The following is a 15,182-nucleotide window of genomic DNA, read 5'->3' as shown; positions in this document are numbered from 1 at the left end:
TCGATCATGTCGGACTGTCTGCTTCTATTGAGAAGACATACAGTTTGTTGTTAGAGCGCCAAAAAAAGAGGAATGTTGCCGTGCTAGAAGCATATCGTAAACACGTCGCAGAGCGTGCTGCAGAGGGCGTAGTCCCTAAGCCATTAGATGCACATCAAGTGGCTGAACTGGTTAAGTTAATTCAAAATCCACCCGCAGGTGAAGAGGCTTTCGTTCTCGACCTGCTAGAAAACCGAATTCCACCAGGTGTTGATGAAGCCGCTTATGTTAAGGCTGCTTTTTTAGATGCGGTTGCCAAGGGCACTGCAACGTCACCGATTTTATCTGCTGAGCGTGCGACTGAGTTATTAGGCACCATGCAAGGCGGCTACAACATCGAACCACTGATCGTGCAGTTGGATAACCCAGCATTAGCGCCATTAGCGGTTAAAGCTTTATCGCATACTTTGCTGATGTTTGATTCTTTCCACGATGTGGTGGAGAAGATGGAAGCGGGTAATGAATTTGCGAAGCAAGTAGTTGAAGCATGGGCTAATGCGGATTGGTATTTAAGCCGTCCTAAACTGGCTGATAAAGTGACGCTAACAGTATTTAAAGTCTCTGGTGAAACCAACACCGATGACTTATCTCCTGCACCTGATGCATGGTCACGTCCAGATATTCCATTACACGCGTTGGCTATGCTGAAAAATGCCCGTGATGGCATTGAGCCTGATGTTGCAGGTGTTGTTGGTCCGATTAAAAAAATCGAAGAATTAAAAACTCAAGGTTTCCCATTGGTTTATGTGGGTGACGTTGTCGGTACGGGTTCATCACGTAAATCAGCCACTAACTCAGTGCTGTGGTTTATGGGCGATGATATTCCATTTGTGCCCAATAAGCGCGCGGGCGGTTTCTGCCTTGGCGGTAAAATTGCACCGATTTTCTTCAACACTATGGAAGATGCGGGCGCACTGCCAATCGAGCTTGATGTCGACAAGATGGAAATGGGCGATGTGATTGACATCTACCCATATGCAGGCCAAGTCAAGCGCCACGATAGCGACGAAGTGATTTCAGAGTTCAGCCTAAAAACTGAAGTGCTGTTAGACGAAGTGCGTGCTGGTGGCCGTATTCCACTGATCATTGGTCGTGGTTTAACTGACAAAGCCCGTGAAACGTTAGGTTTGGACATATCAGACGTATTTGTGCGTTCACAAGATATGGCAGATACCGGTAAAGGTTATACGCTGGCGCAGAAGATGGTTGGTAAAGCATGCGGCGTAGATGGCGTGCGTCCTGGCCAATACTGCGAACCTAAGATGACTTCAGTGGGTTCACAAGATACTACTGGTCCTATGACCCGTGATGAACTGAAAGATTTAGCCTGTTTAGGTTTCAGTGCTGATTTAACGATGCAGTCATTTTGTCACACGGCGGCTTATCCAAAGCCAATCGATGTGAACACGCATCACACACTGCCAGACTTTATCATGAACCGCGGTGGTGTCTCACTGCGTCCAGGTGATGGTGTTATCCATTCATGGTTAAACCGTATGCTACTACCTGATACCGTTGGTACTGGTGGTGACTCACATACACGTTTCCCTATTGGTATTTCATTCCCTGCCGGTTCTGGCTTAGTGGCATTTGCTGCGGCGACGGGTGTTATGCCGCTCGACATGCCAGAGTCAGTATTAGTGCGCTTTAAAGGTAAAATGCAACCTGGCATCACATTGCGTGATCTAGTGCATGCTATCCCACTTAAAGCCATTGAGTTGGGTATGTTGACTGTTGAGAAGAAAGGTAAAGTGAACATCTTCTCAGGTCGTGTACTAGAAATCGAAGGTCTTGAAACGTTAAAAGTTGAACAAGCTTTCGAACTGTCTGATGCATCGGCTGAGCGCTCTGCAGCGGGTTGTTCGATTAAGTTAGACAAAGAACCGATTATTGAATACCTGAACTCAAACATCATTATGCTTAAGTGGATGATTGCTGAAGGTTACGGCGATCGTCGTACAATCGAGCGTCGTATCAAAGCGATGCAAGATTGGTTAGCTAACCCTGAGCTGATGAGCGCCGATAAAGATGCTGAGTATGCTGCGGTTATCGAAATCGATTTAAACGACATCAAAGAGCCAATCCTGTGTGCGCCAAACGATCCAGATGATGCAGTATTGTTGTCATCGGTTGCGCAAACTAAGATTGACGAAGTGTTTGTCGGTTCTTGTATGACTAACATCGGTCACTTCCGTGCCACCGGTAAAATGTTAGACAAGTTTGCTAAAACACTGCCAACGCGTTTGTGGATTGCTCCACCGACTAAGATGGACAGAGACCAGCTGACAGAAGAAGGCTACTACGCGATTTTTGGTCGTGTAGGCGCGCGCATCGAGATCCCAGGTTGTTCACTGTGTATGGGTAACCAAGCACGTGTAGCTGAAGGCTCAACTGTGGTATCGACCTCTACCCGTAACTTCCCTAACCGTTTAGGTACAGGCGCTAATGTTTACTTAGCCTCTGCTGAACTGGCTGCGGTTGCTGCGTTGTTAGGTCGTTTGCCATCACCAGAAGAGTATCAAGAATACGCTAAAGAGTTAGATGCGACAGCCGCTGACACTTACCGTTATTTGAACTTCGATCAAATTGAGTCTTACACTAAAAAAGCTGCGGAAGTGATTTTCCAGACAGCTGTGTAATCGATTACCGTTAAGGTAACCTGATGTAAAAAAGCCAGCGAAAGCTGGCTTTTTGTTATCTATTTTACAATAAACATTTTGATTTTTAGAGTAAAAACCAATGCTGGCTAAGTCTATTGATAAAATAACTTAGGCTTGTTGGCTATGCTCAGAATGCTTACGGTACAGCATTTCAAGTAATTCATCTTCGAGTTCAAAACGAGTTTCCATATTATGAGCAAGCTCAGATAAGTCTTTATCGAGTTGGGAAAATACCTGATCGTCTTGAGTCTCGGCATATTTATCGTTGAAATCTAATGCAATATTAGTCGTTGGCGTGATCTTCGGTAGCATTTGCTGCGCCAGAGTTTTGCTCGACTCCCCGTATTCGCTACAGGCATTGACGACGGTGTCGTAGATCTCAAAGTGTCCTTCGGAGACATAGTCGACTAATAAATCACAGAAAATTTTAACTTTTTCAAATGAAGGAAGAGATTTTTCTGATTTTCCGTAGGGAGGGAGTCCGGCAATTTGGCAGTAATGCACTAACAATTTGCGACGACTTTTTAGCCATTGATCAATCAGCTTATTAGAACCGCCCCATTTTTGTTCTGCTTTCTCAAGTTTTCTCAGCATGATGCATTCCATTTGAAGTGCCTATACATCACTCTAATGTAGGGACTAGTTGCTATTCGATCAACTGTTATTATGTAGATTGAGAATAATGGTAAATGGACAAACCAGTTGTTTTGTCTAAAAAAATATAAATAAAAAGCCCAACGATAGAAACCTATCGTTGGGCGAGTAACGTTTATAGCAGGCTCGATTATAGGAGCTTCTTGATTGTTCTTGCTAGCGCAGACTTTTTATACCAAAGGCAGGGAACGGGCGCAACTTTTTTCTATCTGAGTGTGACTTTGTTACGAATCAACACTGCAGTATGTTATCTGCATAGCATTTTGCGCATTATGTGATTGAATCGCCATCAACGATGGCGATTGGGTCACATAAATTTGCACATAAAGGTTACATTATTCGCGTAAATGCTAAACTACCGACCCTGCGGATTTCAATAAGACTAGGAACTAAGCCCAATGGCAGAATTAAAGAACGATCGTTACTTACGCGCGCTACTAAAACAGCCTGTTGATGTGACCCCTGTGTGGATGATGCGTCAAGCTGGCCGTTATCTTCCTGAATATAAAGCGACTCGCGCGCAGGCGGGTGACTTCATGTCTTTGTGTAAAAATCATGATCTTGCCTGTGAAGTCACGCTACAGCCTTTACGTCGTTATGACCTTGATGCAGCAATTTTGTTTTCCGATATTCTGACCGTGCCAGATGCTATGGGCTTAGGTTTATATTTTGAAGAGGGTGAAGGCCCACGTTTTCAGCGTCCCACTAACACCATCGATGCAATTAAAAAGCTGCATATTCCCGATCCAGAAGATGAGTTAGGTTATGTGATGAAAGCGGTAAGCACTATTCGCCGCGAACTGAATGGCGCTGTACCGTTAATTGGTTTTTCAGGCTCACCTTGGACACTGGCCACTTACATGGTTGAAGGCGGTTCGAGCAAGACTTTCGAAAAAATTAAAAAGATGGCCTACGCAGAACCAATGGCACTACACATGCTGTTAGATAAGCTGGCTGATTCAGTTATTTTGTATTTGAATGCCCAAGTTGCCAACGGTGCACAATCTTTGATGATTTTTGACTCGTGGGGCGGTGCATTATCGCACAGTGCTTATCGTGAATTTTCGCTGCGTTATATGCAGAAGATTATCGACGGTCTGACTCGCTTTGCCGATGGTCGTAAAGTCCCAGTGACTTTGTTCACCAAAGGTGGGGGTTTATGGTTAGAAGCCATGGCAGAAACGGGTTGTGATGCATTAGGTTTAGATTGGACTGTGGATATTGCCGATGCCCGTCGTCGTGTAGGTCATAAAGTGGCACTACAAGGCAACATGGATCCATCTATGTTATATGCACCGATTCCTCGTATTGAAGAAGAAGTCGGTCATATTCTAGCCGGTTACGGTGAAGGTACTGGTCATGTATTTAACTTAGGCCACGGTATTCATCAGCATGTAGATCCAGAACATGCCGGTGCCTTTATCAAAGCTGTGCATGCGCAGTCTAAGCAGTATCATAAATAAGCTTCACTTTAATAAAACAGGCCCGCTTGCGGGCCTGTTTTATTTTGGCCTTCAATTTGATTATTATGCGGCAGGTACGATGTAACTCATCGGCGTATTTAACGTTATTACCATATCAAATATTACCTGCATCATCGAAATAGAATGACCCCTCATAAGCCGTTATTGAGATAATTAATGTTTTAAATCAAGGATGAAATGTTGATTTAATTGCATGCTATTGCTTACTTTTACAACGAGTAAAGCGAAGCGATGTTTAATATTAAGCGTAATTGAGATATGTTGCGTGGCGCTATCTAGTGGTATGCAAAATCGTGAATTAATTTAGTCATCATAAGCTGTGGAATGAAATGCACATTGGCAAGAAAATATTGGTGTTTATTGCGGGTTTTTGTCTCCCAGCGGTCGTGATTGTCTCCTATTGTCTGGGTTGTTGGTACGACCATCGCATCGATTTATTACGTCAAGACAGTGCTAAGCATGAGCTTGCTAATATTCAGCAACAGTTTCAAATTGATGTCAGCCGCTTAACCTTTCTCAATAATATCTACGCTTTACCTTTATCTCAATTCGATGAAGAACAGCTTAAAAAATTGGAGTCCTCGTGGCATGAGAGTGCTATATCGGCCAATCTTGGTTGGTATATTTTGCGCGATGGCGAACTGCAGAGTTTTTTCCCCAATCAACATCCTTTAAGTAAAGATAAATTGCAGGGAATTGCCAGCGCTATCAGTAGTGCTGGCCAACAAAGCATTGCAGGCGCTTATGTGATTGATGCTCAGGCTTATGTGGTCACCGCAGTGGCTTCTGCACCCAATGAATATGTACTGTTAGTTCGACAACTGACAGAGAGCGACTTACTTAAATATGCTCAAGCCTCTTTGGTGGCAAAGGTTGCGATAAGCCATGACAATATAGCTCCGACAAAGGTTGATGGTACTTATAATGATGCGATTGAAATCCCAAGTCTGTTAAAAGAAGCGCCGGTTTACCTTCAAGTACAATTCTCCGATAGTCCTTTTCAAGAGGTTAAATTTAAACTCGATTGGGTATCACTTGGATTTATTTTACTTGGAGTGCTTATTGTTGCCCTTGGTTATATTTGGTTGCGCGCAGGTTTACTTAAGCCTTTTAAGAACTTAATGCGGCAATTGGCACAAGTTGATCCTATGGCAAGTGTCTATCAACCCGTAGTGGGTGAAGGGGTTGAGGAGTTCATCCTGCTTGCTAGTAGAGTTAATCGCCTGTTAGCCAGAATTTACCAGCAAAAAGAACGAGCTAAAATTACTTTAGAATCAATAGCCGAAGCAGTAATTTTAACTGATGTTAATGCCAAGGTTATTTATATGAATCCGCGAGCTGAAGTGCTGTTGGGCGTGGACAGTTACCAGACGATAGATCAAAGTTTGGCGAGTTTATTAAAGGCGGGTGAGCAACTTAATCAGGCGGTATTTAGCTGTATTGACCGCGGCGACTCAACGCCACAGATAGCCAAAATTAAGCTATTAACGGCTTCCCCTCGGATTATGGAACGCAGTATCAGCAATTTACGTAGTCACGATAAAGAAATCGTCGGTACGGTAGTGGTACTGCGGGATATCACTCAAGAAGAATTACTCAAGCACCAGCTACACAAAAAAGCTAGTTTTGACAGTATTACTGGGCTGTTGAATCGTCAGGCTTTTGAAGAAAAGTTACTCCAATTTACCGCTTCAGCTCAAACCATCGCTGTTTGTTATCTTGATCTCGAGCAATTTAAGTTGATTAATGACAGCTGCGGTCATGCGGCTGGCGATCGTATGCTGACGATGGTTGCTAAAGCGATGCAGTCGTGTCTTGGGCCGCAGGAGTTATTGGCACGCCTTGGTGGTGATGAGTTTGGCTTAGTCATTTGTGACCGCAGTGCATTATCGGTTGCCAAGTTACTCAAACAATTGATTTTACAAGTTTCATTACAGGTATTGAGCAGTGGGAATACGCATTATAAGGTGGGTCTAAGCATAGGTGTTGCTTTTGGTCGTGCGCCCTATATTAATGCGCAAGAATCATTGAAAGACGCCGACATTGCCTGTATTGCCGCTAAAGCTAAGGGCGCTAATCAAATTCATTTTTATGATGATAAAGATAAAGAACTAACCTACCAGCGAAACGCGCCTAAGTGGGCGGTGCGTATTGCACAGGCTATTGAAGAAAATGAGCTAATCCTTTATTACCAGCCAATCCGTGGTTTAAGCGGTGGCTCGCTGCGACAACGTATGGAAATCTTGTTACGCATTCAAGAGCCCTGTGGTCGCATTCTGCCTCCTGCACAGTTTATTGCTGCCGCCGAGCGTTTTAGGTTAATGCCTGATATAGATAAAGAAGTGATCCGCAAGGCCTTTTTATGGTTGTCTTTACACCCCAAGCTTTGGCCTGATCACTGTATTTCAATTAATCTTTCGGGTAATAGTTTGGGTGCTGAAGGTATGGTGGAATATATCATCCAGCAACAGCAGGTTTTTGATATTCCAAGTCAATGTATTTGCTTTGAAATTACTGAAACTACCGCGATCCAAAATCGTAATCGTGGTATGGAAATGCTCAAACAACTACGTAAGCGAGGTTTTTCGTTTGCATTGGATGATTTTGGTAGTGGTTTCGCATCTTACGGTTATCTACGGGAATTACCTGTAGATTATGTCAAAATCGACGGCTGCTTTATTAAGAATCTTGCCGTGAATGCTAAAGATTACGCCATAGTGAAATCGATTCAGGATGTGTGCAAAGTTATGGGTATCGAGACGGTTGCTGAGTTTGTTGAAAATCAAGATATTATAGATAAGTTGCATACCATAGGTATCAATTATGCCCAAGGTTATGCCATTGGCCGTCCACAACCTTTGGCTAACTATTGTGAGCAATATGATTTAAGCTGAGCGGGTAAGCGGGCTAAATCATTATCCGTTTAGCTTTCTGCAATGACAAAATGCTATGACGGCTTCAGCATTGTGACTCCGTAAACAAATCGTTATTTGCTGCTAGTTTGCGCCTTAGGCGATTTAATGGGTTCAATGAGTATTGTATTATATTGTTTGATCTTCCAGCCATGGTCACTAAACTCTTGCACCCATTCGCGTTGGACTCCTAGGCTTGCTTGACTCACGCTGCGGGTGTCACCTACGTTGGGAGAATTAGCAGAGGGCGAGGGTAGGTTGTCGATATCCTGAGTGGGCGCGCATACTTTACTAGTGTAAATTATTTGACTCATAATGTTGGCATCAAAGTTTTTACTCTGCATTTCTGCGCCGAGAAGTTCACCGTTATCCCTATAAGTGCGCTCAATAGTTAAGCAAGAATAGTCTTGTTTTGCGTAACAGTAAGTACTACATCCTAACGTGAAAATAATAAAGTAATAGCTAGTTTTCATCATTACCTCTGATTTATTTATGCATATAAATTCACGTTAATACATTTATACTCAATTAGGTTGTGCCAGAACTGAGTTGGTGATCGTACTACGCAAATGATAAAATCCTATCAACGTAAAGACCTATTCCGCAACTGATTACTATGCATATTATCTATATCAGTCGAACGCATGAAGGAAGCACCATTAGTGGATTAATACCAATCCGTATTAACGTATTAAACTGTGATCTAATACACTTACCATTTTCAAATCATTGCATATTGTGAAAAATTACACGTCTGTTGAGCTCATTAAACTATCAAAGTCAGAAAAAGATGCCCGTATGTGCATTCGCATATTGGCTGTTTCTTGTTTTCAGGAATGTCACAATCGTGCTCAAGTCGCTCGCCAACTTAAGGTCAGTCGTCGCAGTGTCAATTAATGGGTTAAAAACTACTTAAATCTGGGGCTTGGTGGCTTGAAGGCCAATATGAGTTCGACCAATGCGAGTAAACTCGACGAATACCAAAAGCAGGCTCTCTATCAATATATAGACCAATCAAGCCGCTCAGAGCAGGCGATTAACCGGACTAGACATTCAGTCATATATAGAACAGCAGTTAGGCATTCGTTATCATCTAGAATATTGGTATAATCCATTGAAATAGTTGGCTTAATTTTATGCAAAGTCGTTTTAAACACCCAGAACTCTTTGGTGCTATGTGCCCAGCTACGGGGGCAACAAAAGCGTTGGTCACGCCTTTCGTTAATCAAGATGCAATGAGGCAACACTTAACGCAAATATCAGAGGCAACTGATTCGGATAGATATGCACTTGTTATTATTGATGGAGCGAGCTGGCATACGGATGATATAGCAAAAGAATTCAGTAATTTATCACCCTCAAATTACCACCCTATTCCCCAGAGTTGAATCCGATAGAACTGGTATGGTAATGGCTAAGACAGTACTGTTTGGCAAATAGGTGTTTTGGCGGTTATAACGATATCGTTGAGCAGGGTTGCAATGCTTGGAATACATTTATTCAGCGCAGGGACAGGGTAAAAAGTTTGTGCACACGAGGCTGGGCTAATATGGGCAAAAATTAATGCGGATTAGTATAAAAGTAGTAAAGTAATTTAATAAAAAATGCCATTCACTTCACAGTGAATGGCATTAGTCTTAATGACGGCTCGCTTACCACACAGATACTCTAAGCTTCTTTAAGCCACTGCGCAGCGCGTTTTGCAAAGTAAGTTAAGATACCATCGGCACCTGCGCGTTTAAAGCAAAGTAGTGATTCCATTACAATCGCTTTTTCTGCTAGCCAGCCATTTTGAATTGCGGCCATGTGCATGGCGTACTCGCCACTCACTTGATAGGCAAAAGTAGGTACTGCTAGTTCTGTTTTTACGCGATGGACGATATCTAAATACGGCATGCCCGGTTTCACCATCACCATGTCAGCACCTTCTTGGATGTCGAGCGCGACTTCGTGCAACGCTTCATCGCTGTTAGCGGGATCCATTTGATAACTATGTTTATTACCGCCTTTAAGGTTACCCGCAGAACCGACTGCATCACGGAACGGCCCATAATAGCTTGAAGAGTATTTGGCTGAATAAGCCATGATCTGGGTATTTACATAGCCTGCAGCTTCAAATGCTTGACGAATAGCGCCAATACGACCATCCATCATATCCGATGGCGCAACAATATCGGCGCCAGCTTCTGCGTGTGATAAGGCTTGCTTCACTAGAATGTCGGTAGTGATATCGTTAAGTATATAGCCGGTTTCATCAATAATCCCGTCTTGACCATGAGTGGTGAAGGGGTCGAGTGCCACGTCAGTCATGATCCCAAGCTGTGGAAAGGCTTTTTTAAGTTCACGTACTGCACGCTGCACTAACGCATTGGCGTTATAAGCCTCCTCTGCCAGGAGTGTTTTTTTCTCGGCTGGCGTTACTGGGAATAATGCGATTAATGGGATACCTAGCTCAACAAGTTCTTCGGCTTCTTTTAGCAGCAAGTCAATTGTGTAGCGTTCTATGCCGGGCATAGAAGCGATTTTTTCACTGCGATTTGTCCCTTCGATGATAAACATTGGGTAAATTAAGTCATTTACACTTAAGTGGTTTTCGGCCATGAGTCTACGACTAAAATCATGTTTACGCATGCGGCGCATTCTACGCTGGGGAAAGGCACTGGTAATAATGTTCACATTTGACTCCTAATTAGATGCTGGCGAGTACAATCTTACTTGGTTACGCCCGCCATTTTTCGCCTGATAAAGTGCTTTATCTGCTTGTTCTAACAATTCTGTGCCGTGTTGTTCATGGGTAATGATATCAACACTGACTCCGATGCTAATGGATAAGGGAATCAATTTCCCCTCCCACTCAAACCTGATTGCAGCAATGGCTTCTCTTATCGATTCAGCAACTTGAATAGCACCTTCTGCTGCTGTATTTGGCAGAATAATAGCAAATTCTTCACCACCAAAACGTGATATGAAATCCGTTGGTCGTTTTAAATTTTGTTGTAGGGTTTGAGCGATAGTGCGTAAAGCCTGATCGCCCGCAAGATGTCCATGTTGGTCATTGATGGACTTAAAACGATCAATGTCGAGCATTAATAATGCGATAGGTGTTTCTTGGCGGCGACTGATGCGGCTTTCTGCAATAAGACGTTTATCAAAGGCACTACGATTTTTAACGCCAGTGAGACTATCAATGGTGCTTTGCTCTGTCAGTTTTTGATTTACGTCGTGTAACTCTCTGAGGGTGATCTCTAGTTCTAAAGTCCGTTCCTGCACCATTTTCTCAAGTTTCTCATTACTTTCTGCTTCGGCTTTTAAGGCTTCTTCCCGAGCACTTCGAATTTTCTGAGCTTGCTTTAATGCTTCTTGCTGAATACGTATTTTAGATTTTCGTTCATCGTTATAACGGATGGCGAGCACCAGTGACATGAAGATGATTTCAAAGGTAAGACCCAGCATTACTGGGGTCTGTGGCTTAACATTTAACTCAATCACATTCAAATATAACAAGCTACTGATGCAGGTGCCTGTCAGCATGCTCATCCAGCCAATGGTATACATGCGCGCGAGTTTATGGCCATTGATGGCTTGAATAATGGCAAAGATCATAAGAACTAGGCTGAGCACAGCAACTGAAATAATCTCAATATACAACGCATTACCATAGTGCATAAAAGGCGAGGCTAATCCGACGCATAAGATATATACAGCGCTATAACGACAAATAACTAACATACGACGGTTTAAATATTTAAGTTGCAGTATTTTTTCTGTGAACATGAGTGCGAATGCCATCACAACAGGCAGTAAAAATGGCACCATAATTTGCTGCAATACAGGCCAGTCTGGCCAGAGATAGCGGAAGGCAAAACCATTAATCGTCGCGACCAGTAAGGTCATGCTGAGCACGTAACCTGAGTAGTAACTGTAACTAAATGAACCTGATGCAAAAGCAATAAAAAGACTGAAAACACCAATTGCAGCCAATATGCCGAGTTGAAAACCGTGCTCGACAGCTGTAGATTCGGCTATTTTTGCTAAGTCGTTTGATGACCATAGGTTTAACGGTACTGCCGCATTGCCTTCTGTTTGAATGTGTAGATAGAAGGTGTGCGTCTCATCCATAGTAATCTTAAAAGGATACAGAAAAATATTACTTAAGAATGGACGTTCACTATAGGGGAAAACATCACCCATAATAGTAGTGTTGATGAGACTGTTATCGACTAAATGGTAGATAGTGATCTTATCCAACAAGGGGTTATCTAACGCTAAAATATGTGAAATTATTTTGTCTGGGCTAGTTAAGCTAAAATTGAGCCAAAAATCGTGACCACTGAGTTTTTGAATATCTGCATTGGTAAAGCTATGCCAGTTGTTTTTGGGTAAGGCTTGTATGTCAGCCAAATTATTCGCCGATACTGGATGTGCCACCATTAACCAAGGCGTCAGATTCAAAGGGGTTGTTGTCGACTCATCAATGCTGAGTAAGATTGCGCTTGCAGGCGATGAACCTATCCATAGCCACAGCAAGAATATTAATGAGAAACAATTTCTAAGCATGGATCTGGTCCAACTTAAAAAACGCTAAGCTATTTTGGTAGCAACGCTCAGAAAATTCATCGGCATTTTCACCGCGTAAGTTAGCGATATAGTTAGCGATGTAAGGAAGATACTCGGGCTTATTTTTACTCGACTTAGGTTTCGGCCGCATGCTACGTGGCAGCAAATACGGGCTATCGGTCTCAATTAAAATACGATCCTGTGGAATGTAGGGCACCAGCTCTGCTAATGCTTGGCCGCGTCTTTCATCACAAACCCAACCGGTAATACCTAAGTGTAAATCGAGGTCTATATAGGCTTCCATTTGCTCATGAGTGCCAGTGAAGCAATGCAATAATGCGCCCGTTAGCTGCGGGCGATATTCGCGCAAGATAGCGATAAAGTCTTCATGGGCATCACGTTCGTGCATCAACACTGGCATTTGCAAATTAATCGCTAACTCGAGCTGGGCAATAAAAGCTTGGCGTTGAATCGACCGAGGTGAGAAATCACGATTGTAGTCTAAACCGCATTCGCCAACGGCAACGACTTGGGCTGCTTGGCAAAGCTCCGCTTGCTGTATGCTTGACTCAGCATTCCAACCACTGGCGTGATGAGGGTGTACACCGGCAGTGCAATAAAGTTGACGAGGGTACTGTTGGCAAACGGTAATCGCAGCGGCACTTTCGGCTAAATCGCTGCCAATAACAATTAACGGCGAAACACCTTGGTCCGCCGCCGCTTGTATAATTAACGCTATATCTGCTTCGAGTGCACTACCAAGTAAATTGACAGCGACATCTATGTATGAGGGCATTATTTTAGACGTTTCACTCGGGCCTTGGCATTGCGATCATCTGTACCTAGCAAGAAAGAGCCTAAAGCGGCTTTTTCAATATAGACGGTGTCGCCAGGCTTTAAGGTAAACTTACGGCTGTCGGTTTGTTTCCAAACTTGGCCATTGGTAAACGTCACTTCAATCGCACCATAGGCATCTTCTACACGGGATTGAACTTCTAAATAAATTTTATCTACTGTATTTTCATTAATACGCTTGGCTTCCATACCAAAGTTATCAGTAGCAGATACTTTTGGAATCGTGGTGACTACAGCAGTAGTTGCCGCGACTGTTGCGACTGCAGCTGGTGCTTCTTGAATACTCGGGCTCGTAAGGGCGCTCTCTTGCACACTCGCGGCTAATTTATCGAAGCAAATCAAGCGTTCTAGTTTATCTGCTGTATCGGCACATTGTGATAATTGCTGTTCAATACTGGCATTTGCTTGAGCTGATACCAGCATTATTGCCACTGTAATAAAAGTTAAGCGCATGAGGGTCTTCCTTATTATTATATTTTTCTAACGTACAGTTAAAACGCTAGCTGTTCGTTTTGTCAGCTTCGTCGTCAGACTGATCATCAGGTTTACTGTAGAAACGAGCTGCTAATAAACCGCCTTCGAACAATAACAGCATCGGCACAGCAAGCATAGTCTGAGAGATAACATCCGGTGGGGTTAATAACATACCCACAACGAAGGCGCCTACCACAATATAGGGGCGTTTTTGTTTGAGATCTTCAGGTGTCGTCACTCCAGCCCAGCAGAGTAAAACTACGGCGATGGGGATTTCAAAGGATAGGCCAAAAGCAAAGAAAAGCTTCAATATAAAATCAAGATAACTGCTGATGTCAGTGGCAACTTGCACTCCTTCGGGCGCTGTATTGGCGAAAAAGCCAAAAACGACTGGGAATACAATGTAATAAGCGAACGCAATCCCTAAGTAAAACAATAAGGTACTGCTAAAGAGCAGCGGCATGACTAATCGCTTTTCATGTTTATACAAACCTGGCGCAACAAAAGACCAGATTTGGAATAAGACGTAAGGCACAGCGACGAAAAAAGATAATACTAAGGTCAATTTAAACGGGGCGAAGAAAGGCGCGGCGACGTCTGTCGCAATCATGCTGCCACCAGTAGGTAAAGACTGCATTAACGGTATTGCCATGTAGTGATAGATGTCATTTGCCCAATAAACGCTACAAATAAATACTAATAAGACACTGGTAATCGATTTAAGCAGCTTGGACCTAAGTTCAAGCAAATGGCTGATGAGTGGCTGCTGTGGCGACATTTATTATCCGTTAGCTTTCGGGTTAGAACCGGTATCCGCGCCCTGAGAAGACTCACTTGAAGCTGCGGAAGATACTGATGTTGGACTCGCCTCTACAACTGGGTTTGAATGAGCTTGAGTCGTTTCAACTGGGCTATGAATTTGATTCTCTGGAGCTGGTGTGTCTTTCGACGGTTCCTGAACCTGATAAGGACGATTCACCGATTGCGCCGCTTGCTTTAGTTGCTCAATGGATTCTTTAAGCTCAGGTGAAAGATTTGATAACCCTTTGCTTTCGGCTTTTTTAAGATCCGCATGTAATTGCTCGATCTTCAGCTCTTGCTCAAGTTCTTCTTTTACTGAGTTAGCCATGCGTTTCATCGCACGGATCCAACTGGTTATTGAACGCACCGCAACCGGTAAACGTTCGGGGCCAAGCACCACTAGCCCCAAAACACCGATCAGCAGCAGCTCCATAAAGCCGATACCGTCAAACATAAAGAGTTACGCCTGTTCTTTGTTAGACTCAGGTTTCTTTTCAGTCGCCTGTTGAGTCGTTTCTGCTGTTTTAGCTGCTTCGGTGTCTTCTAATGCCTTTTTATCTTCTTCAGAAGACATGGCGTTTTTAAAGCCTTTTACCGCACCACCTAAATCACCGCCCAACGAGCGTAATTTTTTTGTTCCGAACAACAATACAACGATTAACGCAACGATAAGAAGTTGCCAAATACTAATACCACCCATAAAGGTATCCTCTTAATTGATATCGGTTCTATTATGAACCTCTGAT

At 43.3% G+C, this 15,182-nt stretch carries 12 protein-coding genes and 1 pseudogene; 4 read left to right on the top strand and 9 right to left on the bottom strand.

What is annotated here, in order from left to right; all coding sequences use genetic code 11:
• Positions 1–80: 80 nt before the first annotated feature.
• The gene (gene acnB, locus C9I43_RS13965; RefSeq protein WP_076498739.1) at positions 81–2,678 is read left to right on the top strand and encodes a bifunctional aconitate hydratase 2/2-methylisocitrate dehydratase; all 2,598 of its coding nucleotides are present in this window, start codon (positions 81–83) and stop codon (positions 2,676–2,678) included.
• Between the two features lie 129 nt (positions 2,679–2,807).
• Here the strand turns inward: acnB and rsd are convergent, their stop codons facing one another.
• Entirely contained in the window at positions 2,808–3,293 is a 486-nt protein-coding gene (gene rsd / locus C9I43_RS13960; RefSeq protein ID WP_107883827.1) for a sigma D regulator, read from the bottom strand.
• 458 nt (positions 3,294–3,751) lie between these two features.
• On the opposite strand from rsd, the gene hemE reads away from it, so the two are divergent.
• Entirely contained in the window at positions 3,752–4,816 is a 1,065-nt protein-coding gene (hemE, locus tag C9I43_RS13950) for a uroporphyrinogen decarboxylase (protein WP_076498735.1), read from the top strand.
• A gap of 350 nt (positions 4,817–5,166) precedes the next feature.
• Complete coding sequence (locus tag C9I43_RS13945) at positions 5,167–7,731, top strand: putative bifunctional diguanylate cyclase/phosphodiesterase (RefSeq protein ID WP_107883825.1); 2,565 nt, start codon at positions 5,167–5,169, stop codon at positions 7,729–7,731.
• A gap of 92 nt (positions 7,732–7,823) precedes the next feature.
• Here the strand turns inward: C9I43_RS13945 and C9I43_RS13940 are convergent, their stop codons facing one another.
• Entirely contained in the window at positions 7,824–8,225 is a 402-nt protein-coding gene (locus tag C9I43_RS13940) for a hypothetical protein (RefSeq protein WP_146157137.1), read from the bottom strand.
• A gap of 322 nt (positions 8,226–8,547) precedes the next feature.
• On the opposite strand from C9I43_RS13940, the pseudogene C9I43_RS19245 reads away from it, so the two are divergent.
• A pseudogene (locus C9I43_RS19245) lies at positions 8,548–9,313 on the top strand (transposase).
• A 104-nt stretch (positions 9,314–9,417) separates the two neighbouring features.
• Here C9I43_RS19245 and hemB read toward each other — a convergent pair.
• The 7 genes from hemB to tatA are packed head-to-tail and all read right to left on the bottom strand — an operon-like array spanning position 9,418 to position 15,136.
• Entirely contained in the window at positions 9,418–10,425 is a 1,008-nt protein-coding gene (hemB, locus tag C9I43_RS13930) for a porphobilinogen synthase (protein ID WP_076498728.1), read from the bottom strand.
• Positions 10,426–10,434: 9 nt separating this feature from the next.
• A complete protein-coding gene (locus C9I43_RS13925) occupies positions 10,435–12,306 on the bottom strand; it encodes a diguanylate cyclase (protein WP_107883819.1) in 1,872 nt (623 codons plus the stop codon).
• The gene (locus C9I43_RS13920; protein ID WP_076498724.1) at positions 12,299–13,102 is read right to left on the bottom strand and encodes a TatD family hydrolase; all 804 of its coding nucleotides are present in this window, start codon (positions 13,100–13,102) and stop codon (positions 12,299–12,301) included. Before C9I43_RS13920 ends, C9I43_RS13925 begins: the two co-directional genes overlap by 8 nt.
• Positions 13,102–13,614, bottom strand: coding sequence for a hypothetical protein (locus C9I43_RS13915; protein ID WP_076498722.1), 513 nt, complete (start codon positions 13,612–13,614; stop codon positions 13,102–13,104). Before C9I43_RS13915 ends, C9I43_RS13920 begins: the two co-directional genes overlap by 1 nt.
• 46 nt (positions 13,615–13,660) lie before the next feature.
• Complete coding sequence (tatC, locus tag C9I43_RS13910; protein ID WP_076498720.1) at positions 13,661–14,413, bottom strand: twin-arginine translocase subunit TatC; 753 nt, start codon at positions 14,411–14,413, stop codon at positions 13,661–13,663.
• Positions 14,414–14,416: 3 nt separating this feature from the next.
• Complete coding sequence (tatB, locus tag C9I43_RS13905) at positions 14,417–14,890, bottom strand: Sec-independent protein translocase protein TatB (protein ID WP_076498718.1); 474 nt, start codon at positions 14,888–14,890, stop codon at positions 14,417–14,419.
• A 6-nt stretch (positions 14,891–14,896) separates the two neighbouring features.
• Positions 14,897–15,136 carry a Sec-independent protein translocase subunit TatA gene (gene tatA / locus C9I43_RS13900; protein ID WP_076498716.1) on the bottom strand — a complete coding sequence of 80 codons (240 nt, stop codon included), beginning with the start codon at positions 15,134–15,136 and terminating at the stop codon, positions 14,897–14,899.
• Positions 15,137–15,182: the final 46 nt, after the last annotated feature.

This window comes from Shewanella morhuae (genome assembly GCF_003028295.1).
GTDB lineage: Bacteria > Pseudomonadota > Gammaproteobacteria > Enterobacterales > Shewanellaceae > Shewanella > Shewanella morhuae.
The sequence above is the reverse complement of the archived record's forward strand: the minus strand, read 5'-3'. Positions and strand labels throughout refer to the sequence as shown.

Coding starts and splice junctions, on each gene's coding strand:
- tatA (WP_076498716.1), bottom strand. CDS start 15,136: ATGGGTGGTATTAGTATTTGGCAACTTCTTATCGTTGCGTTAATCGTT.
- C9I43_RS13925 (WP_107883819.1), bottom strand. CDS start 12,306: ATGCTTAGAAATTGTTTCTCATTAATATTCTTGCTGTGGCTATGGATA.
- C9I43_RS13915 (WP_076498722.1), bottom strand. CDS start 13,614: ATGCGCTTAACTTTTATTACAGTGGCAATAATGCTGGTATCAGCTCAA.
- tatB (WP_076498718.1), bottom strand. CDS start 14,890: ATGTTTGACGGTATCGGCTTTATGGAGCTGCTGCTGATCGGTGTTTTG.
- C9I43_RS13920 (WP_076498724.1), bottom strand. CDS start 13,102: ATGCCCTCATACATAGATGTCGCTGTCAATTTACTTGGTAGTGCACTC.
- hemE (WP_076498735.1), top strand. CDS start 3,752: ATGGCAGAATTAAAGAACGATCGTTACTTACGCGCGCTACTAAAACAG.
- tatC (WP_076498720.1), bottom strand. CDS start 14,413: ATGTCGCCACAGCAGCCACTCATCAGCCATTTGCTTGAACTTAGGTCC.
- C9I43_RS13940 (WP_146157137.1), bottom strand. CDS start 8,225: ATGATGAAAACTAGCTATTACTTTATTATTTTCACGTTAGGATGTAGT.
- C9I43_RS13945 (WP_107883825.1), top strand. CDS start 5,167: ATGCACATTGGCAAGAAAATATTGGTGTTTATTGCGGGTTTTTGTCTC.
- rsd (WP_107883827.1), bottom strand. CDS start 3,293: ATGCTGAGAAAACTTGAGAAAGCAGAACAAAAATGGGGCGGTTCTAAT.